Source organism: Pseudomonas sp. IT-P2 (assembly GCF_949767575.1).
GTDB lineage: Bacteria > Pseudomonadota > Gammaproteobacteria > Pseudomonadales > Pseudomonadaceae > Aquipseudomonas > Aquipseudomonas pharyngis.
This window is the reverse complement of record NZ_CATKQA010000011.1, coordinates 688,870-713,944: the sequence shown is the minus strand read 5'-3', so window position 1 is coordinate 713,944 and position 25,075 is coordinate 688,870. Positions and strand designations below refer to the sequence as shown.

20 protein-coding genes are annotated in these 25,075 nt (G+C 58.8%); 3 read left to right on the top strand and 17 right to left on the bottom strand.

Annotation, left to right across the window (positions count from 1 at the left end; translation table 11 throughout):
- Positions 1–15: 15 nt before the first annotated feature.
- The 10 genes from ACM6JM_RS09955 to rfaH all read right to left on the bottom strand — a co-directional run bounded on the left by ACM6JM_RS09955 (position 16) and on the right by rfaH (position 11,778).
- Positions 16–1,329, bottom strand: a complete 1,314-nt coding sequence (locus tag ACM6JM_RS09955; protein WP_039768584.1) for an O-antigen ligase family protein — start codon at positions 1,327–1,329, stop codon at positions 16–18.
- Positions 1,326–2,438: a glycosyltransferase gene (locus tag ACM6JM_RS09950; RefSeq protein WP_414881764.1), complete on the bottom strand. Its 1,113-nt coding sequence runs from the start codon at positions 2,436–2,438 to the stop codon at positions 1,326–1,328. The genes ACM6JM_RS09955 and ACM6JM_RS09950 overlap by 4 nt, the downstream gene beginning before the upstream one ends.
- Positions 2,435–3,514, bottom strand: a complete 1,080-nt coding sequence (locus ACM6JM_RS09945) for a glycosyltransferase (protein ID WP_103385308.1) — start codon at positions 3,512–3,514, stop codon at positions 2,435–2,437. The genes ACM6JM_RS09950 and ACM6JM_RS09945 overlap by 4 nt, the downstream gene beginning before the upstream one ends.
- A 2-nt stretch (positions 3,515–3,516) precedes the next feature.
- The gene (locus ACM6JM_RS09940; protein ID WP_039768580.1) at positions 3,517–4,221 is read right to left on the bottom strand and encodes a WecB/TagA/CpsF family glycosyltransferase; all 705 of its coding nucleotides are present in this window, start codon (positions 4,219–4,221) and stop codon (positions 3,517–3,519) included.
- Positions 4,222–4,234: 13 nt separating this feature from the next.
- On the bottom strand, positions 4,235–5,575 hold the full coding sequence (locus ACM6JM_RS09935; RefSeq protein ID WP_414881763.1) for a UDP-glucose dehydrogenase family protein: 1,341 nt from the start codon (positions 5,573–5,575) through the stop codon (positions 4,235–4,237).
- A 67-nt stretch (positions 5,576–5,642) separates the two neighbouring features.
- Positions 5,643–7,034, bottom strand: coding sequence for an undecaprenyl-phosphate glucose phosphotransferase (locus ACM6JM_RS09930; RefSeq protein WP_064596757.1), 1,392 nt, complete (start codon positions 7,032–7,034; stop codon positions 5,643–5,645).
- 148 nt (positions 7,035–7,182) lie between these two features.
- Entirely contained in the window at positions 7,183–9,495 is a 2,313-nt protein-coding gene (locus ACM6JM_RS09925; RefSeq protein ID WP_039768574.1) for a GumC family protein, read from the bottom strand.
- Positions 9,496–9,497: 2 nt separating this feature from the next.
- Positions 9,498–10,031, bottom strand: a complete 534-nt coding sequence (locus ACM6JM_RS09920; RefSeq protein ID WP_039768572.1) for a polysaccharide biosynthesis/export family protein — start codon at positions 10,029–10,031, stop codon at positions 9,498–9,500.
- A 12-nt stretch (positions 10,032–10,043) separates the two neighbouring features.
- On the bottom strand, positions 10,044–11,204 hold the full coding sequence (locus ACM6JM_RS09915) for an outer membrane beta-barrel protein (RefSeq protein ID WP_039768571.1): 1,161 nt from the start codon (positions 11,202–11,204) through the stop codon (positions 10,044–10,046).
- A 37-nt stretch (positions 11,205–11,241) separates the two neighbouring features.
- Entirely contained in the window at positions 11,242–11,778 is a 537-nt protein-coding gene (rfaH, locus tag ACM6JM_RS09910) for a transcription/translation regulatory transformer protein RfaH (RefSeq protein ID WP_414881762.1), read from the bottom strand.
- Between the two features lie 603 nt (positions 11,779–12,381).
- Here rfaH and ACM6JM_RS09905 point away from each other — a divergent pair.
- Positions 12,382–13,359: an NAD-dependent epimerase gene (locus tag ACM6JM_RS09905; protein WP_414881761.1), complete on the top strand. Its 978-nt coding sequence runs from the start codon at positions 12,382–12,384 to the stop codon at positions 13,357–13,359.
- A 27-nt stretch (positions 13,360–13,386) separates the two neighbouring features.
- On the opposite strand, the gene tspO is transcribed toward ACM6JM_RS09905, so the two are convergent.
- The 7 genes from tspO to ACM6JM_RS09870 all read right to left on the bottom strand — a co-directional run bounded on the left by tspO (position 13,387) and on the right by ACM6JM_RS09870 (position 22,878).
- The gene (gene tspO, locus ACM6JM_RS09900) at positions 13,387–13,842 is read right to left on the bottom strand and encodes a tryptophan-rich sensory protein TspO (protein WP_064600841.1); all 456 of its coding nucleotides are present in this window, start codon (positions 13,840–13,842) and stop codon (positions 13,387–13,389) included.
- Positions 13,843–13,900: 58 nt separating this feature from the next.
- Positions 13,901–16,846: a PAS domain S-box protein gene (locus tag ACM6JM_RS09895; protein WP_414881760.1), complete on the bottom strand. Its 2,946-nt coding sequence runs from the start codon at positions 16,844–16,846 to the stop codon at positions 13,901–13,903.
- Between the two features lie 158 nt (positions 16,847–17,004).
- The gene (locus ACM6JM_RS09890) at positions 17,005–18,543 is read right to left on the bottom strand and encodes a cryptochrome/photolyase family protein (RefSeq protein ID WP_210710663.1); all 1,539 of its coding nucleotides are present in this window, start codon (positions 18,541–18,543) and stop codon (positions 17,005–17,007) included.
- A gap of 8 nt (positions 18,544–18,551) precedes the next feature.
- Positions 18,552–19,094 carry a DUF3833 domain-containing protein gene (locus ACM6JM_RS09885; protein WP_103385241.1) on the bottom strand — a complete coding sequence of 181 codons (543 nt, stop codon included), beginning with the start codon at positions 19,092–19,094 and terminating at the stop codon, positions 18,552–18,554.
- Positions 19,095–19,553: 459 nt separating this feature from the next.
- Positions 19,554–20,537, bottom strand: a complete 984-nt coding sequence (locus ACM6JM_RS09880; RefSeq protein WP_210710664.1) for an LLM class oxidoreductase — start codon at positions 20,535–20,537, stop codon at positions 19,554–19,556.
- Between the two features lie 508 nt (positions 20,538–21,045).
- Complete coding sequence (locus tag ACM6JM_RS09875) at positions 21,046–21,408, bottom strand: response regulator (RefSeq protein ID WP_414881759.1); 363 nt, start codon at positions 21,406–21,408, stop codon at positions 21,046–21,048.
- Positions 21,409–21,432: 24 nt separating this feature from the next.
- Positions 21,433–22,878 carry an ATPase domain-containing protein gene (locus ACM6JM_RS09870; protein ID WP_166742306.1) on the bottom strand — a complete coding sequence of 482 codons (1,446 nt, stop codon included), beginning with the start codon at positions 22,876–22,878 and terminating at the stop codon, positions 21,433–21,435.
- Positions 22,879–23,399: 521 nt separating this feature from the next.
- Here ACM6JM_RS09870 and ACM6JM_RS09865 point away from each other — a divergent pair.
- The gene (locus ACM6JM_RS09865) at positions 23,400–24,221 is read left to right on the top strand and encodes an ABC transporter substrate-binding protein (protein ID WP_064596729.1); all 822 of its coding nucleotides are present in this window, start codon (positions 23,400–23,402) and stop codon (positions 24,219–24,221) included.
- A complete protein-coding gene (locus ACM6JM_RS09860) occupies positions 24,218–25,063 on the top strand; it encodes an amino acid ABC transporter permease (RefSeq protein WP_085603571.1) in 846 nt (281 codons plus the stop codon). The genes ACM6JM_RS09865 and ACM6JM_RS09860 overlap by 4 nt, the downstream gene beginning before the upstream one ends.
- Positions 25,064–25,075: the final 12 nt, after the last annotated feature.

Below are 25,075 nucleotides of genomic sequence, written 5' to 3'. Positions count from 1 at the left end.
GTGATTCTCCTTGGGTTACGCGCGGGCGGAATCGCGCGGTAGTGCGCGGCCCGACGAGCGCTGACGCAGCGCTGCCGGTGAGGATTCGGGGTAGGTCGCGTGGTGGTGCCGGAAGGTCAGGGCCAGGGTGCAGAACACCAGAAACTCGGCGGAGCGGTAGTTGGGAATCACGTACGCCACATAATTGGTGACGGCGAACAGGCCGATGATGACCAGCGCACTGGCACGAAACCGGGCTGCCTGATTCGCCGTCACCGCGCGGTATTGCTTGAACAGTGCCTCACCCAACATCAATGCCAGCGCCGTCAACTGGATGAGGCCGCCGTTGAGCAGGGTCTCCATGTAGCCGCTGTGGGCGTTGCCGATGTAACCCCAGCGGGTGATGAACGCATCGGCATCGGGACTTGCCCAGAAGGCGCCGAAGCCGTAGCCCTTGAGTAACTGGCTGTCGATGAAAGGCGCGAGCAGTTCCCAGATAAGGGTCCGATCGGTCAGTGACGGATCGCGCCCGGCCATTTCCAGCAGCACCGCAAAGTTGCTGTACAGAAACAGGCAAACCAGCAGGTAAAGGAGGGTGCATCCGAGGAACAGCAACTGTGAGCGATTGATGCCCAGGCGGATCATCGTGAGGAAGTACCAGTAGCTGATCGTGCCGGAAATGATCAGCGCCACGCCGGTGGCTGACTGGGCAAGCAGGATCGCGACCAGCGAAAAGAACGAACAGAAGAGCGCCCAGCGATTGCGCTGCCGGATCATCGGCAGCAACAGCATGATGGCGATCGCATTGAGTCGGGCGCCGGCATTCTTTTCGGCGAAAACACCTTTGAACGCGCCGTCGCGAATGCCCCCGGAGAGAAACGCCACTTCAGGCATGACCACGGCGAGCAACAACCCGATCAACGCCGCGATGCCGATGGCGCAGCCGAGCATGAAGGCGATTTTTTCAAGGGAGTAGTTATAGGCAATGAAGCCTGCAAAAAACACCACGCCGAGCAGGGCGATAAACCGTTTGAGACTGAGCATCGGGTCGTGGGACCAGCCGATCGATGCGATGACACAGAGCAGGAACACCAGCAGAAAGAAATTGCTGCGATAAAAGGTCTTGCTGAGGAACACCTTGTTGCGGATGAAAAAGAACAACGGCACCAGCAGCGTGATGAGGCCGCAGACCTGATTGGCGACATTGCCTTCGAGGTCCTTGTTGATATCGCCGAAGCTCGCGGCACTGCCCAGACCCAGGACAAAGGTAATCACCTGGATGTAGAACAGGATGCCGAACACGGTGAAGGCGTCCCGTAACGTCGAATACCTGATCGTCAGTGTGCTCATGATGACGGACTCCCGATCAACGCTTTGAGGTAGGTCTGCACCGCGCTGGCACTCATGAATCGCGCGGCCGCATCGAGGCGTGACTGACGCTGCAGATCGCGGGATATGGACAGTTGCTCGGCGATGGCCTGCGCCAGGGCGATCGGATCATCTACAGCAACCAGCGGCGCCACCAGACCGCCGAGGAGGATGTCTTGCGGACCATGGGGGCAGCGGGTCGCCACCACCGGCGTACCCGTGGATAACGCCTCGACCAGCGCGTTGGGGCTGCCCTCGAAACGCGACGACAGCACGAAGCAATCGGCTGCGGCCACTTCTGCCAGGGGATCGTTGGCATAGCCCGGCAGATCGAAGCGTTCCGCCACCCCCAGCTGTTTCGCCTGTTCAAGCAGTTCGGACCTGAGGACGCCTTCGCCAAAAATAATCAGGCGGGCATGCTGATCCGGCAGTGCGGCGAACGCTGTGATCAGCGTGTCGAAACCTTTTTGTGGCGCCAGGCGCCCCACGGCGACTATCACGGTGCCGGACTTTTCCAGCAGCCAGCGGTGGCGGGGCGGTCCCGGTGTCTTCTCGCGAAAGTCGTTGTCGAGCACCGGATTGTCGGCGATGGTCACGTCTTGGCGCCGGGCGAGGGTGGTATCGACCAGGTCCTGGGCGACACCGCGTGAAACGCAGATCACCGGGTTGGGAATCAGCCTGTACAGCAGGGGCGCCACCCGATAAGCGATGCGCACCATCAAATCGGGATTCACGTGCCGGTCATGGGAAAAGGCATTGCGCTCGCTGACGTGCAGCCGGGCCAGCGTGCCGGACAGTGCCGCCGCGATGATCGCCACCACGTTGACGTGGGTGAGGGCTGCCAGCTGGGCGTCAAAGCGATTGTCACGCAGAAATCGCGTGAGTGCCGGCACCGCACGGACGCTGCGCGGGCTGTGCAATTCGACTTTTTTCACACGCGGATCGAGATGCGCTGCGTGAAGGCCACCGCCGGTGAGCATCAGCAAGGTCACGTCGTTGCCTGCATCCACCAGCGCTTTGGCCAGGCGCGCCATCATTTTTTCAGCACCGCCGGCGCTGAGGTCATGGAGGATGATCAGTAACTTTTTCATTGATTCCAGACCTGGTAGTACGCCTGCGCCGCGTACTGACTGGTGTACGGGCGCAGGGTGGCAGTGAGCGTCTCTTCGCCGGGGGCGATGGCATGACTTGAGATCAGGTTGCGCAGCATTCCCTCGGCCAGTGCCTGTACGTCGTTGACGATCACCAGTTGACCGAGTCGGCCGTGGTCCAGCAGTTCTCTGGGCCCGGTCTCGCAATCGCAGGCCAGCACCGGCGTGCCCAGCGCCAACGCCTCGATCAGCACGGTCGGCATGCCTTCTTGCAGGGAACTCAGAATGAACAGTCGGGCGTGCCTGAGCACGGGATAGGGATTGCTCATGAACCCGCTGAAATGCACCCGTTGTGCGATACCCAATTGCCTGGCCTGGGTGACCAAGGCTTCGCGCAACGGGCCATCACCGACGATCACCAGATCCGGCAGCGCCGCGCTGCGCAGCGCCAAGGCGTAGGCATCGAGCAGCAGATGAAACCCTTTGGGTTCGACCAGACGCCCCAGGCTCAGCCAGTAGTTGCGGGGCAAGTCGGCGGGCCGGGGCGCCCGGGCGGCTTGAAACAGTTGATCGGTGACGACCGCGTTGGGGCAATAACGGATGCGCTGTCGCCCCCAGGGCACGGCGTCTGCGAGGGTCTGGCGCAACGCCGAGGACACCGTCACCACCTTGCCGCTGCCACACAGGTACAAGGCGTAGAGAAAGCGCAGGCTTGAGGGGCCGGTTTTCTGTTCGCTGCAATCGAGGGTCGCATGGCGGCTGTAGATGACCTTGCAGGCACTGCCCAGGGTGGCGAACCACGTGCAGAGGTTGGCCTGCTCCTTGGCGGAAATGAGATGGGTGACACCTTCGTGCCGTATGAGCCGGCGCAGCAAAACGATGGACTTGAACAGGCCGACGAGGCCGTTGCCGCCACCGCTGTAGCATTGAATGTCCCGGGTGTCGGGCATGTCTGCGTTCATGACGAAAAAACTCACCCGCCGACCGTCCTTGAGAAACTGCTCGGACAGCCGCTGCTGAACGCGCTCGACGCCACCGCCGGGCTTGAAATCCTTGAGGGTAAACAGGATGTGCATGGTCATTCCCCAACGCTGATGGCGACTTTGTGTCGAACGATCATGTTCAGCAGGTGCAGGAAGTTGCTTGGGTAATCGATGAGGTAGCGTTTGATCGTGTGGGGCTCGCGGTACATGCGATAGAACGCGCGCAAGTGCAGGCGATTGATCAGCGCCGGGTAGTACTGCCGCGTGGCCAAAGCTTCCTGGCGGATGAACCCGCCACAGCTGAAGGCGACCCCGCGAAAGCCTGCGCGCAGGGCATCCTGCTCGAACTGCTCTTGCCGTCCGGCGCCCAGGCCGACGATCAGAATGTCCGCTGCGCTGCGACAGATGTCGTACCGAATGTCTTCGGCCTGGGCAGCGTCGAAATAGCCGTTGTGATAGCCGGCGATGCTCAGTTGCGGATAAAGGCTCTTGATCTTGCTGATGAACAGGTCGAGTTCGGCTTGTCGGGCGCCGACGAAATAGACGCGTTTGCCCTGTTGCTCGGCGCTGCGCAGCACGACGTCGGCTATCGAGGTGAAGTCGAAGCTGACCCGGCCAATCGGTCTGCCGGTGATGCGAGACATGAAGGTTGACATCAGCATGCCGTCGCAAAAATAGGCAACGCTGCTCGGGTTCTGCTCGAAAAAACTGCCGATCGAGGCAAAGTTGATGAAGGAATAGGCCTGGTTGGCCTCCAGCAATTTCGCCGAGTAGTGGCCGACTATCTCCAGTTTGAACATGGCGCGGCTCCTCTCAGAGAACTGAAGGGGTCTGCCGACCCACGGAGACGTAGGTGAACCCACGTTTGCTCAAACGCTGCGGATCGAACAGATTGCGCCCGTCGAAAATCAACGGCTGTTTGAGCAACCGGCTGAGCTGGTCGAAGTCCGGTGCCCGAAACGATTGCCATTCGGTGACGATGATCAGGGCGTCGGCATTTTTCAGCGCCGCTTCCTTGGTGCCTGTCAGCGTCAGGTCGTCGCGCGAGCCGTAAAGGCGCTGGGCCTCTTCCATGGCTTTGGGATCAAACGCCTGCACGCTGGCGCCGGCTTGCCACAAAGCCTCCATCAGTACCCGGCTGGGGGCTTCGCGCATGTCGTCGGTATTGGGTTTGAAACTCAGCCCCCACAGGGCAAACGTCTTGCCGCGAAGGCGGCCGTCGAAGTGATCGAATACCTTGCGGTAGAGGCTGGCTTTCTGTTCCTGGTTGCGCGCCTCCACGGCCTTGAGCACCCGGGCGTCAATGTCGACAGCGTCGGCCGCCTGTATCAGCGCTTTCACGTCTTTGGGAAAGCACGAGCCGCCGTAGCCCAGACCTGGGTAGATAAACTGGTAACCGATGCGCGGGTCGGCGCCGATGCCGTGGCGCACTTTTTCAATGTCGGCGCCGAGCCTTTCGGCGAGGCAGGCCATTTCGTTCATGAAGCTGATCTTGGTCGCCAGCATGCAGTTGGCGGCGTACTTGGTCAGCTCGGCGCTGCGAACGTCCATGACAATGATTTTTTCGCGGCTGCGATTGAACGGTTCATACAGTTCGCGCATGACCTCTTCGGCACGCGGGCTGTCGGTGCCGATGATGATCCGGTCCGGGCGCATGCAGTCCTCGACCGCGCAGCCTTCCTTGAGAAATTCCGGGTTTGAAACCACGTCGAACGTCAGATCGCCGCGACCGTTGTCGGCCAATACTTGCTCGATACAGGCTCGCACCCGATCGCCCGTACCGACGGGCACGGTGGATTTGTCGACGATGATCTGGTGCCGGTCCATGTTCAGCGCGATGGTCTGCGCCACGCTCAGCACGTATTGGAGATCCGCCGAACCGTCTTCGTCGGGCGGTGTGCCGACGGCGATCAACAGCACATCGCCATGGTGAACGGCGTCCACCAGGTCTGTGCCGAACCGCAGCCGGCCGCTTTGGTAGTTGTCGCGCACCAGACTTTTCAGGCCCGGCTCGTAGATCGGCAGCGTGCCCTCTTTCAGCGCCTCGACCCTGCCGGCATCGACGTCGACGCAGAGCACGTTGTGCCCGACCTCGGCCAATGCAGCTCCCTGGACAAGGCCTACGTAACCAATACCGAATACGCTCACATTCATGGTCGAACCTCAGATCGTGGTGACGGTTATCAACGGTCGGGCAGGGGACGGCAGAGTTGGGGCGGGCTTAGTAGATGTTTTTCGAGAACAGGGTGAAGGGGGTCTTGATGAGGATTTTGATGTCGAGCCACAGCGACCACTGGTTGATGTAGTTGAGGTCCTGGGCGACGCGCAGCTGCATCTTTTCCACGGTCTCGGTTTCGCCACGATGGCCGGTGATCTGGGCCAGCCCGGTGATCCCCGGCTTGAGGCGATGCCGGGCCATGTAGGCGCGCACCTTGCCGGTGTAATAAAGGTTGTGGGTGACGGCATGCGGACGCGGGCCGACCAGCGCCATGCGGCCGGACAGCACGTTGAACAGTTGTGGCAATTCGTCGATGGAACTGCGGCGCAGAAAACCGCCGATCGGCGTCAGGCGATCATCGTTGCGGGTGGCCTGCCGAACCTGCTGGTCGTCGTGGACGTGCATCGAGCGAAACTTCCAGACCTTGATCACTTCGCCGTTGCAACCGTGACGGTTCTGCTTGAACAGCACCGGGCCGGCGGAGGTCAGCTTGACGGCGATGGCCACCACCAGCAGCACCGGGCTGAGCAGGATAATCGCCAGGGCGGCAAGGCTGCGTTCAAACAGATCCTTGCAAAACAGGCTGGCAGGGTGCGAGCTGATCAGGCTCTCGTTGAGGTAGATGGCCGGCATTCGCTCGATTTCCGAGATCGAATGGTTGAGCAGCACCATGCTGCCGAAATCCGGGATCCACACCACGTCGACGTTCATGTCCAGCAGGTCGATGTACAGCGCTTCGATGGTGGCGGCATGGGCCATCGGCAGCACGATATAGACGCGGCGCACTTCCTGGCCCGTGATGATCTCGCGGATGGCGGAAACGTGGCCGAGCAACGGCAGAATGCTGGGGGCAGGGCCACAGCTGTCCTCGGCGGCAATGAAGCCCAGCACCAGCGCGCGGTTCGGTCGGGACAGTTTTTTCGCCAGTTCATGGGCCGTCGGGCAGGTACCGATGATCACCGAACGGCGTCCGTTGCAGACCTTGCGCGAGTACAGGCGGGCCAGGTAATGCAGGGGCAGAAAGCTCAAGGCCTGAACCACGAAACCCAGCACCGCCCAGACCATGATCACCTGGCGTGAATAAATGGCGCTGGTCTGGGTGAAGAACGCAATCGCCGCCAGTACGGCCAGCAGGGTCAACCACCCGGCCAGCAATCTGCCGAGCCCGACCAGCAGGCCATGGCGCTTGTGGTAGACCTGCATCACGCTGTAGATCGGCACCGAGCCGAGCACCGTCAGAATGATCAGGATGCGGTATTCGCTGGTCAGACTGCCGACGCGCCAATGCACGAGCAATATCAACAGCGCCGTCACCAGCGACAGCGCGCAAAGCCACTGGCCCCAGAACGTCAGGCCTCGGCGGTGTGTCATGTGAGCGGTATAGAGCGATGTCATGGGCTTAACCTCGAGACAGCATTCATGCATCAGCGCGAATCGAGCAGGCACGGCGTGCCTCCCGATGGCTTTTCCGTAGCTCGGCGGAGGTGAAGCGAGTGGTGCGTTGGCAGAAGAGGGCGTAGCGGCGGGCGTATGCGCCCGATGGTTACCTGGGCGCGAAATCGTAGTTATAGAACGCCCGGGAGTGGTGGTAGCCGTACTTGCGCGCCTTGCGCAGGTCGACCTGGTTGAGCACCGTGCCGAAGACCGGCACATGGCTTTGTTGCAACATGGCAATCCCTCGCTGAACCTGGCTGATCGAGGTGCTGTCAGCCTTGACGACATAGATCACCGCGTCCGAATGTTTTGCCAGCAGCAGCGCGTCACTGATCATCTCCGCTGGGGGAGAATCAATGATGATGTGGCGATAACGTGACCTGAGCGCCTCGAGCATGCGCGCCATGCGCGGCGAGCTGAGCAAATCCTGTGGCGGTGGCTGAACCGGGTTGAGCGGATCGCCAGGGGACGGCAGGCGTGGCGCAACGAACATATCCAGCGACGGCGGCAAGACCTTCCCGGCCGGCAGCATGTCCAGATTGCCCACTGAAACAATGCAGTCTTCAAGTCTGGCCGTGCCGGCAATGACATTCGCCAGTCCGGGGCTGTCCGGCGGAAAATCGAAGTTCAGCGACAGGGTTGGCTGACGCATGTCGGCATCGATCAGCAGCACGCGTTCCAGCGGCGTGAGCGAACTGGCGAGGTTGGTGGCGATGGTGCTTTTACCCTCGCCGGCAACCGTGGAGGTCACGAGCACCACTTGTGACGGTTTTTCGCTGCTTTGCAGCATCAGCCAGGTGCGCAGGTTGCGAATGGTCTCGGAAAAGCGCGGGTTGTCGTTGTCCTCGAACAGGCGCGCCAGTTGCCGACGACTTTTCTTTATCACCAGCGGCACGACGCTGAGCAGTGGAACATTCAACACGCTCTCGATCGATTCATCGGTTTTGAAGGTATTGCTCAGACTCTCGAAGAGCAGTGCCAAACCGACGCCGATCACCGCTGCAATCAGCCCGACGATCGCGACAATCAATGTCTTGCGCGGTTTGCTCGCGTCGACGGGAACGATGGCCGGGTCGACGATGCGCACTTTCGTCGAGTCCATGTCGGCGGTGGCCGTGGTTTCTTTCAGGCGTGTGACGAAGGTTTCATACAGCGCGCGCGTGCTGTCGACTTCACGCTGGAATTCGCGCAACTGGAACTCTTTGCGCGCGATGTCCTGGATTTGCGCCTTGTTGCTGTTGAAGGACTGACGCAGCGACGCTTCACTCGCCGTGGCGAGCTGGTATTGCCGCTCGATACCGGCCACCACTTGCTGCACCTGCAATTGCAGACTGGTGGTGGCGGTGCGCAACTCGGTTTGTGCGGAGATCAGGCTGGGGTGCTTCGGACCATAGCGCCCGGCCAGTTCATCAACCTTGGCCTGGGCCACCGCGCGATCGGCCTGGAATTTCTGCACCAGAGGGTTGCTCAAGACCGCCGGCACGCTGGACAGTCGGCTCAGGTCGCCGTTGCCCAGGGCCTTCGCCTGCCGGTACTCGCTCTCGGCTTCAGCGCGGTTGCGTCGGGCGTCGACCATGCGGTTGCCGGTCATTTCCAGTTCGTTGGCGCTGATGGTGGCAACGCCGCCAACATCCACAAGACCTTGTTCTTCGCGGTAACCCTGGAGTTTTTTCTCGGCCGCACGCAGGTTGTCGCGCAGCTTGATCAGACGCGTGTTCATCCAGGCCGTGGTGGTTTGCGACGATTTCTCGCTGGTATCGAGCTGGCTGTCGGTAAAGCCCTGAGCCAGTGCGTTGGCCGCCGCCGCTGCCAGAACAGGGTCTGGCAACTCGACTTCGATTTCGAGCAACTGGCTTTTGCCAACGAACTTGACGCTGGTGTGCAGCATGAGGTTCTGCGTGACCTGGTTGAAAACGTCTGCTTCAGTGAGTGGCTCTTTCTTTTGCGGTAGATATCGACCTAGCCCCGGGATCCATTGATCAAGGTCCAGATCGGCCAGCCATTGGCGCGGCGCAAACCAGGACTTTGGCTGCTGGCGCGGATCGGTGACCGGGTGAGTCGTCAGCCCGAGTTTTTTCACCGCGCGTTCGGCGAGGTCCCGCGATTGCAGGAGCGCCTGCTGAGTCTGCAAGTAATCTGTGGCGTTGCCGCCTGAGTCCTTGACTTGCTGGAACGACATCAGCGGAGGTGTTTTGTCGTTGAACAGCAGGGTGGTGCTGCCAATGTATTGCGGCGTGATATTGGAGACCACCACGGCCGCCAATACGCAACTCAGCAGCACCAGCCAGCCGATGCGCCACTTGGCGCGCCAGATGATCCTCCACAGATTGAGCAGATCCAGGGTGTCCTTGTCTTCGGCGTGCTGCGGATGCAGATGCGCTTGAAGAGGACGTTCGACGTAGTTGCTTGGGCTGTTGTCCATGATCAGAAAAAGCCTTGTGCAATGGAAATGGTGTCGCCGGGGGCGATCGTGGTGCTGCGTGAAATGTTATCGGTGACGCTTTCGCCACTCTCGCTGCGCAAGATGGTCACTCGCTTCATCGAGGCCCGCTCGGTCAAACCACCGCCCAGTGCAATGGCTTTTTCCAGTGTCAGTCCGGGCACGAACGGATAGCTGCCGGGCTTTTTCACTTCGCCATTGATGTAGAACGAGCGGTATTCAATCTGGCTGAGACTGACTTTCGGGTCGATCAGATAACCCTGCTTGAGCCCGTCGACGATGATTTTCTCGACCTGGCTGGGGGTCAGTCCCTTGGCGGAAATCTCTCCCAGAAACGGATAGGAGAAGGTGCCGGCATCGCTGAGTCGGATCTTTTTGATGCTCAACTCCGGTTCACCGAAAACGATGATTCGCAACACGTCGCCGGCAGCGAGTTTGTATTGCGTGGCAGGATCTGCCGCATGGACGTGAGGCAAGAGAAACAACGCGAACAAAAGGACAAGTGTGCGAGTGTTCATGTCGAGACCCTCTTAAAGGCTGACGTTGAAGCTGATCTGGAACACGTTGCGGGTGAAGCTTTCGTTGTCGGCATCGGAATCGTTGTCGCGATATCGATAACCCAGTTCAATATCCAGCCAACGGCGCATGGCGTACACCACGGCCAGGTTGTAGTCCTGAAGATTGTCGGTACGGCTTTGGCCTTCGTAGACATAACGCCCGTAACCGGCTTGGGCCACGGTAGTAATCCGTTCAGTCCAGCCGTGACGCCAGCCGACCTGGGTGAAGGTCGACTTCACGGCATCAGCGCCGTCGTCACCCTCGGCGAGGGCCTGGCGAGCGACGAAGGTGAATGTCGAATAGGTCCGCGGTTTCCATTGCAGATCGACTTGCCAGGTCGGGTTGTCGAGGTCTTTGGATTCGCTGTTGTCGAAGTTCTTTTTCTCGTAACCGACGCGGACTTTACCCGTCGTGCGTGCCGTGAAATCCCATACGGCACCGGCCATGACGGCGTCGGATTTACTGCTGCGCGGGCTGTTGGCCTGCTGGTAATCAAAGTCGGTGTGGTTATATTCGACAAGACCCCGGGTGTTGCTGCCGATGCGGTGATACCAGGTGCTCGTCAGGGCAGTGGTATTGCGTTCCTTGTCGTCGTTGATGCCATCGGCGTTGTCGTAGCGCAGTTGTGCGTAACTGGCCCCGAGATCGATTTGGTTGTCAGCGCTTTTCGCCCCGAAGGTGTAGAGACCGCCCACCCGTTTGTTGTTGAGCTTGTCGTTGATGCCTTCGACCGCCGTCGATTCCGTGCGCTCCCATTTGCGGTACTCGGCGTCGAGCTTCAGACGATGCCGGTCAGTGAACTCCATGATGCTGTCGGCACGCACGCGTTGTGCCGTGTTCGAGGCATCCGACTCGTCGTGATAAATGTAGCGAGTGGGTTGCCAGATCAGTCGCGTGGCACTGTTGCGATCCTCGGCCTTGAGCTCGAAAGAAGGCGCCAGCTTGGTGACCATGGAGGACTGTTTGCTGTTTTCCAGTTCGCGAAAGTTGTCGTCATAACTTTCTGAAAACAGGAACGATGGCGTGAAGTCGAATCCATACACATCAATGGCTTGCGGATTGATGCTCCAGGCCATTTCGGGATAGAGACAGGCCATCATCAGCGCGACAGGGCATCGTGACTTCAAAGCCATGTTATAGCTCCTGAGCAAGGGCATATAAGGCAAGTCGTTAGTTGTAGGGGTGAAAACCGGCTTGTTGTCGTTCAATCACGCTCAATGGCAGGCAGACAGGCTGCTCACGGTTGAGAAACTGCAGGAGGATCATCACGCGGTCGGTTCCGTGCAATCCGAGGAACACGCCCTCCAGTGGCGCGAGCGGGCCGCTGACAATCTGTAGATTCTCTCCGGGTTTCAGCGCTTCATCCGGCTCCGACGTCATTGATTCGATGCAACGCGTACGCAGATGCTCGATGACGTGCTCAGGCACGGTCGCGGGACCATGATTGAATTCGACAAAGCGACTGACCCCTCGGGTGGAACGCAAGGGTGCCCAGTTGTCGTCACGACTGAGCTGGATGAACAAATATCCAGGAAAGAGGGATTCGTGCACTCGCTGGCGTTTTCCGCGAATAATGCGCTCGCTGACGAGTTGGGGATGAAAGACCACGTAATTCTGTTGAAGCAGATTGAGATGAGCACGCTCATCCTGACGTGGCTTGCATTGCAAAAGGTACCAATTGGGGTGGTCCGAGCTGATGACTGGCATGCTGGTAAACTCTGTAATGATCGAAAGTTTATGGCAGGCAGAAGCTCTATTGAGGGCTAAGTAAGGGCAGTCAGCGAAAGTGCTTTTTTATTATGGGTTATTGAAGTGTTTCAAACATGAATCACAAAGTGTTTCATTGGTGTGCATCGAGCAGTGAAGTTTCGCTCTGTTATGCGGCACCTCTGGAGGAGTCATCGGTTCAACTTTTTAGAGGGCAAAGCTACCGCACGGTCTGTTCATGCAGGCTTAAGGTTAGGTAACTAAGTAGTTGTCCCTGAAGCGACAGGGCGCGAGTAAGTAACTGCTCGCGCCCTGCAAAAAATCAACCTTGGTAGTTATCGGCCAGTCTTTCTGGTCTGTCAAACGTTAGCAGTCAAAAAACACGCCATCCATCCAGTAATGCTTTTGCCGATGGATAACTAACTGTTTTTTAATGACTTATTCTTTTGGCTGAACGGTAGAAACTTTTTCTGCCTGTTATGGTCGCGACTATTATTTAGATCGAAAGCTTTCCCCACTATTGGGTGCTGTTATAAAACCTGGACTGAATAAGTCATCCAGCGCTATAACTTATCGCCTGTCGGCTTGTGTGGAGCAGGGATTATGACCGTTCTTGTTACAGGCGCTGCGGGCTTTATCGGCTATCACGCGGTCAAACGATTGGCGCAGCAAGGCCAGGAAGTTGTCGGTATCGACAACCTTAACGATTACTACAGTGTGGATCTCAAACAGTCGCGGCTTGAACAGTTGAGCAGTCTGCAGAGTTTCAGTTTTGAAACACTGGATATTGTCGACAAGCCTGCCTTGATGGCGTTATTCAAAGCGCACGATTTCACCGAGGTGGTGCATCTGGCCGCTCAGGCGGGTGTGCGCTATTCGCTCGACAACCCGGATGCCTATGCGCAATCGAACCTGGTGGGGTTTCTGAATGTGCTGGAAGCCTGCCGACATTATCCGCCCGCGCATCTGATCTACGCGTCGAGCAGCTCGGTATACGGGGCCAACAGCAAGTTGCCATACAGCGTCGATGATGCGGTCGAGCACCCTGTCTCGCTGTATGCCGCCACCAAGCGCGCCAATGAGCTTCTCGCCGACAGCTATTGCCATCTCTACGGCTTGAAGGCCAGCGGCCTGCGCTTTTTCACGGTTTACGGGCCCTGGGGCAGGCCGGATATGGCGCTGTTCAAATTTACCGAAGCCATTCTTCAGGGACGACCGATCGACATCTACAACCAGGGTCAGATGGCGCGGGACTTTACTTACGTCGATGACGTTGTCGAAAGCATCGTCCGCCTGTGTCTGAAACCGCCAGCGCCGGAGAAGGAGGCGAGTGGCGTCAACCGGATTTTCAACCTGGGGCGCGGCAAACCGGTCGCGTTACTGGATTTCGTCGACTGCCTCGAACAGGCACTGGGCATAAAAGCCCAGCGCAATCTGTTGCCGATGCAGGCCGGCGATGTCATCAAGACCTGGGCTGATGTTTCGGCATTGGAACAATGGATCGGGTTTTCTCCGCGAGTGGAAGTTGCAGAGGGTGTGGCGCAGTTTGTGAGTTGGTATCGCCAGTACTATCGAATTTGAGCGGTGCTTCATGCGCCTGGAGTACGGTCATGAGCCGAGACCCACCCGGTTGTTGCGCATGATCGAAAAATTAAGCGCCGCAGCAACACACAGCCAGGCCAGATAAGGAAACAGGATCAACCCGGTGATCACATCCAGGCGCAGGGCCAGGACCACCATCACGGCGACGACCAGCCACAACAGTACGAGAATAATCATCGCGGCAACGATCCGCTGCGCGCCGAAGAACACAGGCGTCCACAGTGTGTTCAGGGCAATCTGCGCCGCCCACAATGCCAGCACCTGTTCGCTGCCGGGAATCATGGTCAAGCGATAGCCAACCCAGGCCAGCAGCAGGTAGATCGTCGTCCAGGCCACCGGAAACACCCAGTTGGGTGGCGTGAACTTCGGTTTGTTGAGCTGCGCGTACCATTGGCCGGGCTTGAAAACCATGCCGGTGGTTGCCGCCGCACCGCACGCGATCAGAAAAATCAGGAAAGTCACCATTTCACACTCCTTGGCCGCAGCCCGTTTGCCTGGTTTGTTCCGCCGCAGCGGTCGTTCATTCGGATCTTGAGCACATCAGTTCACTGACCCGCGCCACCAGCGTATCGACCGCGAACGGCTTGGTCAGCACCTGCATGCCCGGGCCCAGTTGGGCGGCGCCGATTACTGCGTTCTCCGCGTAACCGGTAATGAAGAGGGTCGTCAGGTTCGGGCGGATCTCCCGGCCGGCGTCGGCCAGCTGCCGACCGTTCATGCCACCCGGCAGGCCGACATCGGTGATCAGCAGGTCGATATGCACGTTTGATTGCAACACTTTCAGCCCGGCAACGCTGTCGCCCGCCTCAAGCAAGTTGTAGCCGAGATCGCCAAGCACATCGGTCAGCAGCGCGCGCACCGTCGGCTCGTCGTCCACCACCAGAATGGTCTCGCTGGCCTTGGGCACCACCGCCGGTGCGATGTGCTTGTCATCGTGGCTCTGCACGGGATCGCCACGGTGACGAGGCAGGTAGATGCACATCGTGGTGCCCCGGTCGACCTGCGAGTGCACGCGCACCTGGCCGCCGGACTGTTTGGCGAACCCGTAGATCATCGACAAGCCCAGCCCCGTGCCCTGGCCCAGCGGCTTGGTGGTAAAGAACGGGTCGAAGGCCTTGGCGATGACATCGGCCGACATGCCGGTGCCGGTATCGGTGACGCACAGGCACACATACTCGCCCTCGGGCATGTCCAGCGCGCCGGCGATCTCGGCATCCATGATGCGATTGGCCGTCTCGATGGTGATGCGTCCGCCGTCGGGCATTGCATCGCGCGCGTTGATACACAGATTGAGCAGCGCGTTCTCCAGTTGACTGGCATCCACAAGTGTCGGCCAAAGCACGGGCGAGCCAATGGTTTCCAGGAGAATGCTCGGGCCCACGGTGCGCTGGATCAGCTCGGTCATGCCGGTCATCAGTGTGTTGACGTCGGTCGGTCGTGGATCGAGGGTCTGGCGTCTGGAGAACGCCAGCAGGCGGTGGGTAAGGGCGGCGGCTCGCTTGACCGCGCCCTGGGCGGTCACCATGTACTTGTCGACTTCGTTCAAACGGCCCTGATTGATCCGCGCGCCCATCAGCTCCAGTGCGCCGGAAATGCCGGCCAACAAGTTGTTGAAATCGTGAGCGAGGCCTCCCGTCAGCTGGCCGACCGCTTCCATCTTCTGCGACTGACGCAGTTTTTCCTCTGCCTGCATCAACTCGGAAGTGCGCGATGAAACCCGTTGCTCGAGGGTGTCGTTGAGCGAACGCAACGCGGCAAGAGCCCGGTCGCGCTCCGCCTCGACGGTGCGCCGCTCCTCGACGTCGATCAGCACGCCGGGAAACCGCAGGGGAACTCCGTCATCTGCACACTCAACGCGTCCGTTGGCTTCGATCCACTGGAATCTGCCGTCCTCGCGCCGTACACGGTACTGATGGGAATAGGCGCCACCGCGGCCAATGGCTTCGTCGATTGCCATGGTCAGGCTATCGCGGTCGTCGGGGTGCACGCTGGTGATCACTTGTTCGAGGCTGAGGCCTTCGCGCCCCAGTGCCGGGTCGAGGTTGAACACCTGGGCGAAGCCTTCGTCGATGGCAAAACGGTCGGTCAGCAGGTCCCAGTGCCAGGTGCCGATGATGGCGCCGGCGGCAAGGGCCAGTTGCACACGTTCGACGTTTTCCCGGGCGATTGCCTCGCTGGCGCGCAAGCGTTCCTCGGCGGCGCGCCGCTCGGTGACGTCGTTGAACAGGATCGCGATCTGCCGGTCGGCCGGATCGCCGACCCGCACCGCGCGCACATCGAACCAGCGTTCAAAGGTATTGGCGTAATTTTCGAAGTTCGCCGGTTCCCCGGTCTTGGCCACGTGGCCGTAGGTTTCGAACCAGAAGCGTTCAAGATTGGGCGCGAACTCGGTGACCCATTTACCGCGCAGGTTGACCCCGCACTGGCGCTCGAACGCCGGGTTGGCCTCGACGAAGTAGTAGTCGACAGGCTCGTCGTTGGCGTCGAATTTGACTTTGACGATAGCGAACGCCGACTCGATGGTTTCCAGAATGGTACTGAAGCGTTCCTCACTCTGGCGCAGCGCCGTTTCGGCACTGCGCGAGCGCGTCAGGTCAAGCATCGCGCCGATCATGCGTTCGGCCTGGCCGGCGGGATTGCGGATCAAGTGTCCGCGATCGAGCACCTCGGCGTAGGAGCCGTCCTGACAGCAGAACCGATACTCCGCGCTCCATGTCGTGCCGTCGCCTTCGATGGCGGCGCGCATCGATGCCTGCACCCGCGCCTGATCCTGCGGATGGATCCGCGCGAACCGCCAGTCGCCACTGGGATCAACCTTCTCCAGCGGGAAACCGTACGCCTGTTGCAACGCCTGGTTCCAGATGATCTGGTTGGTTTGCAGGTCCCAGTCCCACACCGCATCGCTGGTCGCCATGACGGCCAGTCGATAGCGTTCTTTTGTTTCGATGATGGCGCGCCCGTAGAGATGCTCCTGAGTACGGTCGCGGAGTATTTTCACGAAACCCAAGTGAGTCTGGTCTGCATCGTAAAGCGGCATCAGCTCGCCGGAGGCCCAGAATCGCTCGCCGTTCTTGCGCAAATGCCAGCGCTCATCGTAAGCACGGCCTTCGCCAAGGGCGCGCTGCATTTCATCTTCTACACGGCCGGCAGCGCGGTCCTCAGGTGTGAAAAAGCAGGCCGCGCTCTGGCCGCGAACCTCTTCGGCAGACCAGCCGAGCACGTTGGTCGCGCCGCAGTTCCACTCGGTGATGTACCCGGCAAGGTCGGTGACGACCATGGCAAAATCCACGGCACTTTCGAATACCGCCCGCTGCCGCGCTTCACTGCGGGCGAGCGCGGCTTGACTGGCGTGCAGTCGCGCCGTGATGTCGCGCTCAATGTCGACTTCATTGCTCTGCAGCGCGGCGCGTAATCGCTTGACCTCGCATTCGAGCGCTTCGCGACTAAGGTGTTTGAGGGTGTCCATCTCGCCTTCTTGGTCAGGTTTTTCATGGGGTGGGTAAGCCCGTCAGGTGCAACCATCAGCGCGAAGCGGTGTGGCTCTGTGGTTGCTCATCCGTTGACAGGTTGCGTCGTCGTTAAGTTTCACTGATGGAGCAAGGTCGCTTCGGGTGAACGCTGATTTCAAATCGAATCACCGTTATCCAGGCGCGCCAACAGTGCCTGGCCACGTTGCCAGAGTGCCTGTTGCCTGGTTTGCGGCATGCGGTCGAGGTTCCTGTACATCATGGCCATGCGCTGATTGCCGCGCAGCAGCTCACCGTGGCGCATCAGGAAATGCCAATACAGCGCGTTGAATGGGCAGGCATTGTCCACCGTGCTTTCGCTGACCTTGTACGCGCAACCGCGGCAGTAATCCGACATGCGATTGATGTACTGGCCGCTGGCGCAATAGGGTTTGGAACCGAGATAACCGCCATCGGCGTGCATGACCATGCCCAGCGTGTTGGGCAGCTCGACCCAGTCAAAAGCATCCATGTAGATCGCCAGATACCACTCGCAGATCTGGCTCGGCGCGATACCGGCGAGCAGGGCGAAGTTGCCGGTGACCATCAGCCGCTGAATGTGATGCGCATAGGCATGCTGCAGGCTTTGCCCGATGGCCTGGCGCATGCAGTTCATCTGCGTCTCACCCGTCCAGTAGAACTCGGGCAGCGGCCGGCTGTTGCCAAAAGAGTTGCCCAGCGCGTAATCCGGCATCTTCAGCCAGTACACGCCCCGCACATATTCCCGCCAGCCAATCAGTTGCCGAATGAAGCCTTCGGCGGCATTGAGCGCAACGCTGCCGGCCCAGTACGCCGACTCCACATCACTGCAAATTTGCCGCAAATCCAGCAGGCCAATGTTGAGCGCTGCGCTGATGCGCGCATGAAACAGGAACGGCTCGTCACTGGCCATGGCGTCCTGGTAATCGCCAAACCCCGCCAGGCCATAATCGAGAAAGTACGCCCAGAGTGCCTGCGCATCGGCATGGGTGACGGGATAGTTGAAGTCATCAAGCGCACCGTAGTGCTGGCTGAAGCGCGCCTTGACCAGTGCCAGCACATCGAGGGTGATGGCGTCGTTATTGAAGCGTACCGGGTAGGGCGCTTTGACGCCTTTGGGCAGGGCCTTGCGATTCTCGGCATCGAAGTTCCATGCGCCGCCCACTGGCGAGCCGTCACCATTGAGCAGCAAGCGGCTCTTGCGCCGCATCTCACGGTAGAAAAACTCCATGCGCAGCTGTTTCTTGCCCTCGGCCCAGGCGGCGAACTCTTCGCGACTGCACAGAAAACGCGTGTCGGCGTGCCAGTGAATCGGCAAGCCGGATTCCTTCATCGAAAGCTCCAGCCGCCAGTCGCCACACTCGGTGATGTGCACTTGCTCGGCCTGCAACAGCGCTTGCCAGCGATTTAGTTCACCCGGCACCGAGCCGCTGTTTTGCGGGTCATCCAGGGTCACGTATTCAACACGTATGTCTTGGTCTCGCAACGCCTGAGCGAAATGGCGCATGGCGCTGAAGATCAGAGCAATCTTCTGTGGATGGTGGGGCACATGGCTGGCTTCTTCCATGACCTCGACCAGCAGCACCGTATCGCGCTCCGCATCGAGTGCCTGTAAGGAAGCGAGGTCGAAGGACAACTGGTCGCCCAGGACCAGGCACAAGCGGCGGATAGTGTTCATTTTGCGGTTCATTGGCTTGCTTCGGTGCTCTGGCGACGGAAGAACAAGGTCACCTGGCCGACCTCCACGCCGAACTTGGACATGCGGGTGCGGTTGATCAACGTGTCCTCGTCCATCAGGTACATCCAGTCGTCCATGCTCATTTCATAGGTCGAATCGTCGACCGGTACGTTCAGCCGATAGCGCCAGTGAAATGTGTTGCCCGCCATCTGGCCTTGGGCAACGCCGACTACATCGCCAGCGCGACCGCTCCAGCGTCCCTGGCCCTCGGGCGTCAATGTCCATACGCGGTGCTGGCGGGTGCCATCGCTGTACAGAAAGCGCTCGTCAAGTATCAGGTTGTTGCCTTCGCGACGGCTGACGATATTGACTTCGAAACGCTTGGTCACTTCGCCGCTGCGCTTCTGAAACATTCCCCAGGCCTTGACGGGCTGGCTGAAAAACCGATGCAGATCCAGGGCTGGTTGTTGATCGGCATAACGGGCGACGTCCACGCTGGTGCAGCTTGCGATGCTGAGCATCAGTGTCAGTAACAGCAGTAATCGCGTCATTGCCTTGCTCCCTGATTGCAAAGGTGTCGAAGGCCATGTTCGAACCATTTGCTTGTACGGTGGGCTGGATATGTACAGGTTTATCGTTTTCCCCGGCTGGTCTTGACGCTCGACTTTTGACGACGTCAACGAGAGTCTTACGGCGATGGCCGGCTTTGTTTTTCTCGCGGCAGCGATGTACGTGAGGGCAAGCCATCGCGAAATAGTTGTACGTGGTTGGATGGTCTGTATAGGTATAAATCAAGATAGGCTGAAAAAAACCATCTGACAATACTTCTTCCCCCACGCAGGGCGCTTGCTGCGCCTTAACGCGATGCCGAACGTTTTGCCCTGGAAACAGCGGTTGGTCGGTCTGCCGGGCGAGCGCTGGTACTGGGCAATATCCAGTGCAGTGAACGCCGGACCGTGAGGCGCAGGATGCTCAGTGAGCATCCTGCGGGGATAGGAGTGGCCGACAGATCAATGCGCTGTCGGACTTGGCTGTGCACCGTATTGCGCAATGATGTGAGTACCCAGCTCCTCAATAACGTCCGCTGCCGGGCGCTTTCCGTATTTGAGATTCAGGATGACGTGATCGACGCCGATTTCCTCAAGCGACTCCAGCAAAAAACGCAAATGGTAACGTCCGAGTTTGAACCCCAAATGAATGCGAGTGGGTGGCGTAGACGGGTTTTCATCAAGGTCGATGTAAAGCGACTGAGTGAAGGGCTTATAGACGGAACCACATTGCTTCGTGACCTCCAGCCGCCAATCTTCCACGACCAGTCTCTGCATGTTCGGTATGCGTGGATAGTTGATCCATCCGTTGCTTTCGCGCGCGATCCAATCCAGTGACTGACGGCTATTGCCGGTCACGAGCATTGGAATGAATTGGGTGGTCGGTTTCGGAATCAGATCCGCGCCGCGCATTTCCCCGGCGCTCCAGTGGATGGGTTCGAAACTGGTGCTGTGGGCTCGGCGAATCACCGCGTAGTGCTCGCGAAAGATATCCCCGCGCCTTTCGGGATCGACGCCAAAAGCCGAGAACTCCACCGGGCGGTCGCCGGACGCCACCCCAAGAATCAAGCGACCTGCGCTCAACTGATCGACGCTGGCTGACGCCTTGGCCGTGTGCAGGGGATGGTGCAAAGGGATGGCGATGGAGGCGGTGCCAAGCGCAATTTCCGATGTATGGGCGGCCATATAACCCAGGTAGACCCAGGGGTCGAAGACTTGGCCGACATCGCCGAATCCGGGATCGCGAAGCGGCACGTCACGAAACCAGAGCGCGCTGAAACCCAATGCCTCGGCCTGTTTCGCCAATGCGACCTGGTTGAGCATGCTCGGCGTGTCGCCGTCGAAGGCCTCCATGGGAAAGAACAATCCAAGGCTCAAATGCCCCGGCGTGAAGGTTCGGCTGAACCCTCGATGCTGCTGATAAGGAATCGTGCTCGGCCGATACATACTGATTTTCCTCAGTGGCAGAACGTGAACAGCGCCCCGTTGCCAGAGGTGCTGCGGCATCGGTCGCTTGGGAACGACAGGTGGGGGGACTGAGTGCAGCTTTGCCCATTGCGCCGTACTGCCGGTCGGGTGGACTGGATTGAGGAGCCAGTTGCTGGCGATATGCGCGGGCAGGTCCGGATGGGTGATAAGCGGACGGTAAAAGGAATCCTCTCCCGGCTCGATACCGTCAACTCGGAAACGGGCCCAGAGGTTACCTCATCAGCGTAGGCGGTATTGCCGTGTTGCGCCTTTGTGCCTCGCACATCGTGGGAGACCTTTGCGACTTCAACCGATCACAAGCAGGTGGCAGGATTACGATCCATCGAGTCCCACTCGACATGACTTCGGTGATTGGGCGAATCATCGATGAATCTCGAGCGGTTCCAGCAAAGGGTGAAAGCTGCATGCCATCAGGCATGCAGGGCCGAGCGGGCAGGTTCAGTCTTGGAGATGGATTCAATCCGTTTCATTTTGCAGCCAGCAGTCGCCTGGCGGTAGCAAGGATTGAATCGATATTGAAAGGCTTTTCCAGGACAGCATTGAACAAGTCCGATCTCTCCATGCCGAGGTGGGCTTGTGCGCCGCTGATCAGAATGATGGGCAAGAGATGCGCTGAGGGCAGGGCGCGGACGGCCGTGGCGAATTCGAGTCCGTCCATTACCGGCATCATGAAGTCGGTAATGATCAGGTCAGGGCGCTCTCGCTCAAGTACCTCAAGCCCTTTTTTGCCATTGCTGGCCTTCACGACCATGAAGCCTTCATCCTCCAGCGCAAAGCCGAGAATGTCAGCGATCAAATATTCGTCGTCGACAACCAGGATGGTGGTCATGAGAATGCAACCTGAATAGAAGACCTAGGAAAATGAACCTGGCAGGGCTGCAGGATTAGGAACTGGCGGTTCATTTCTTGAAGCCTTTTTCAGATCAACGTCCTGGTCACGGATGACCACTTCAAATCGCGAAGGGTCATAAGAGCTATCTCTGACTTTAAGAATGGAAATGGTTCTGCTTAGTTCAGAGTCATTCTCGAAGAACCGCATCAGCATCAGATTGTCGACGATGCTGGACAGGTCAGAGTTTGGTGAACTGATCTCGGAGCCGAACAGATCTCGCATCTCCCAAGAGGCAAACACGGTCACGCCCCTGGAACGTAATTCGTTCATGAGGGCACTGTAAAAGTCAGTAATTCGGGCTGGATTCGTCGAGACGCGCGTCATGCCGCTAAGGCTGTCGATGAATAAACGCTTGATGCCCTTTTCTTCGACGATGCTCAGCAACCTTGAGCCCAGGCCGTCCAGGAGACCTTCGGTGGTCGGTTGCCACGCGATGCTCAACGCACCGCTTTCTTCCATGCCTTTGATGTCGATTCCTAGTGACTGGCCCTTCAGGCGTAACCGCTCCGGGCTTTCATAAAAGCCAAAATGCAGGCCCGGTGCCTTCACCGTCGACTCACCCAGGAATTTAAGACCTAGGGTTGTCTTGCCTATTCCTGACGGGCCCATGACCAGCGTCACGCTGGAACTGTGCAGCCCGCCACCCAGTATCGTGTCCAGAGAATGTATACCGCTGGGGATGCGCGTCATGTTGGCGCTGTCGGGCGAAGAGGGGTGGCTGTAGAGGCTTTCCAGGCGCGGATAAACCACCAGACCGTTCTCGGTGATTTCGCACTCGTGAAGCCCGGTCAGTGCCGCGCTGCCCCGGGTTTTACGCAGTTGAATACGACGCACCGAGCGGGTGCCATAAAGCTCCTCTCCCATTTCGATCACGCCATCCACCATGGTGTGCTCGGGGCTGCCGTCATCCAGTCGGGAACTGGTGAGAAACAACACGGTGCATCCAGCAAATGCAGCGTGCCCTTGCAATTCAGAGATGAACTTCTTGGTGTCGATGGGCGAGTCGGCTTTAGAGCGTGCGTTCAGCAAGCCGTCGACAACCATGACTGTGGCCTTCTGGCGGCTGATCTCACGCCTCAGCAGTTTTACGACTTCATCCAGACCTTCATTTTCCAGCGTATCGAATGCGCTGACGAACTGGATTTCAGCGCCAACTTTGGAAGCGTCGTAAAAGCTCAAGGTGGACAGAAACTGAAAAAGCCGGTCATGGGATTCGGCAAGCAGTGTCGCTACCAGAACACGGCCGCCATTGCGCGCATGATGGAATCCAAGTTGGTTGGCGAGGATCGTTTTGCCCGACCCTGGACGCCCCTGAATAATGTAGGAAGCGCCTGAGACCAATCCGCCCTTGAGCAGAGCATCCAGGCCTTCGATTCCACTCTGAAGGCGATTTAACTTTTCCACTATGCGACCCTGATCTTGAAATCATGCTGTTAAACCGAATGTACGGGATGCTAACGCCATTTGTGTGCCGGAGCTATCTGCACTTCACTGACGTTTCAGGCAGCAGTGCCGGTAAAGCTATTCATTCGCCGCTGAACATGCGTTGGAGCAGCAACGCAACTTACTCAACCTGGTTGCACACTCTTTTCCACCCTGGGCGGCTCCAGCATTGTCAGCGGATGAACTACGCTCCTGAAACAACCCCCGCAGATTGAAGAAAACAGTACAAAGGGTCGATATGACCAGAAGGCTGGAGGGAACCAACAGGCCATTCTTCAGGATCCGGTTTTCCTGATGTTCATTGCCCGGAGTACGCTCCGTGAGAAACCAGCAGCGATGAGCCTTGGAGATGAAGGCTTTGCCTGATGCTGGCGGCTGGATCTCATATAGCCTAAGCGTAGCTTTTTATTCCTAAAACGAAGTTCATATTAATTTTATAGTGCGTTTTAATCTAACCAGGCATTTCCTGATTGGAGCATTCGCACTTGAAGATCCCCACACATTTGACACTTGGCCTGGCGCTCGCCGTCAGTTGCGCGGCAGCCTTCGCCGGGCCCACCCTCGATCGCGTGACGCAAAAAGGTGAGCTCACCGGTGTCCTGATGGAGAGTTACCCGCCGTTCTCTTTTCTCAATGACCAGAACCAGCTCGACGGCTTCGATGTGGATGTCGCTAAAGCTGTGGCCGAGCGCCTTGGGGTCAAGTTGAAACTTGAAACGCCTTCCTGGGACGTGATTGCCGCGGGGCACTGGAACGGTCGATACGACATCTGCGTGTGCTCGATGACACCGAGCAAGGCGCGGGCCGAAGTGTTCGACTTCCCCGTGGAGTATTACCAGTCACCGGCGGTGATCGTGGTCAATGCGAAGGACAAGGAGATAGTCACCGGCAAGGACTTGTCCGGCAAAAAAGTCGGTGTGATCAGTGCCTCGACTTATGAGGCTTATCTGAACAAGGACCTGGTCATTGAAGGCGCCGAGGACAAGCCGTTGAGCTATCCGTTCGACAATGTCCAGATCGCGCCTTACGACAATGAAACCGTTGCCTTCCAGGATCTCGCACTGGGTACCGGCGTGCGCCTGGATGCCATGGTCACCAACCTGATCACCGCGCGCGAACGCATCGCTCAGGATCCGCGCTTCAAGATCGCCGGAGATCCACTGTATGCCGAACCGAACGTCGTGGCGGTCGAGAAGGGTGATCCGCAATGGAATGCGAAAGTCACCGAGGTCATCGCACAACTCAAGACTGACGGCACGCTGAGCAAAATATCCCGCAAGTGGATCGGTTCTGATATCAGCCAATGACAGCCATCAATCCGCATCCGGCCAAAGCGGCTGTCAGCCCGCAAAAGCAGCCGCCACTGACACGTCAGCTGTTCGGTTTTCGCACGCGCCTGTATCTGACGTGGGCGGCGCTGTCGGGTCTGGGCGTGTGGTTTTTCATGCGCTTCGATCTGAAGTTTTCGATCATTCTGGAAAAGTGGCCAAACCTGGTCGGCCTGCATCTGGGCCCGAACGGGTTCTTGCAAGGCGCGGCGCTGACGATATTCCTGTGTTTCTGCTCGATCTGGTTTTCGTTATTGCTGGGCTTTGTCACCGCGTTGGCCAGGCTGTCGAGCAGCGCCGTGGCGTTTGGTATCGCTAGCTTCTACGCCTCGTTCTTTCGTGGCACGCCACTGTTGATCCAGATCCTGTTGATCTATCTGGGGCTGCCGCAGTTGGGCGTGGTGCCAGGCGCAATCAGCGCCGGGATCATCGCGCTGTCGCTCAACTACGGGGCTTATCTCAGTGAGATTTTTCGTGCCGGCATCCTCGCGGTTGCCCCAGGTCAGCGCGAAGCAGCCGCCGCACTGGGCCTGAGGCCGGCCGCGACGTTCATCCATATCATCCTGCCGCAAGCCATGCGCACGATCATTCCGCCGACCACCAGCCAGTTCATTTCGATGCTCAAGGACTCGTCCCTGATTTCGGTCATGGGGGTTTGGGAAGTGATGTTTCTGGCGCAGTCGTACGGGCGCTCGTCCTACCGTTACATTGAAATGCTGACCACCGCAGCCGCCATCTATTGGCTGTTATCCATCGGTCTCGAACTGATCCAGCATCGCCTCGAACGCCATTACGGCAGAGGCTTCAAGCATCAGCGCTGAGCCATTCCGTTG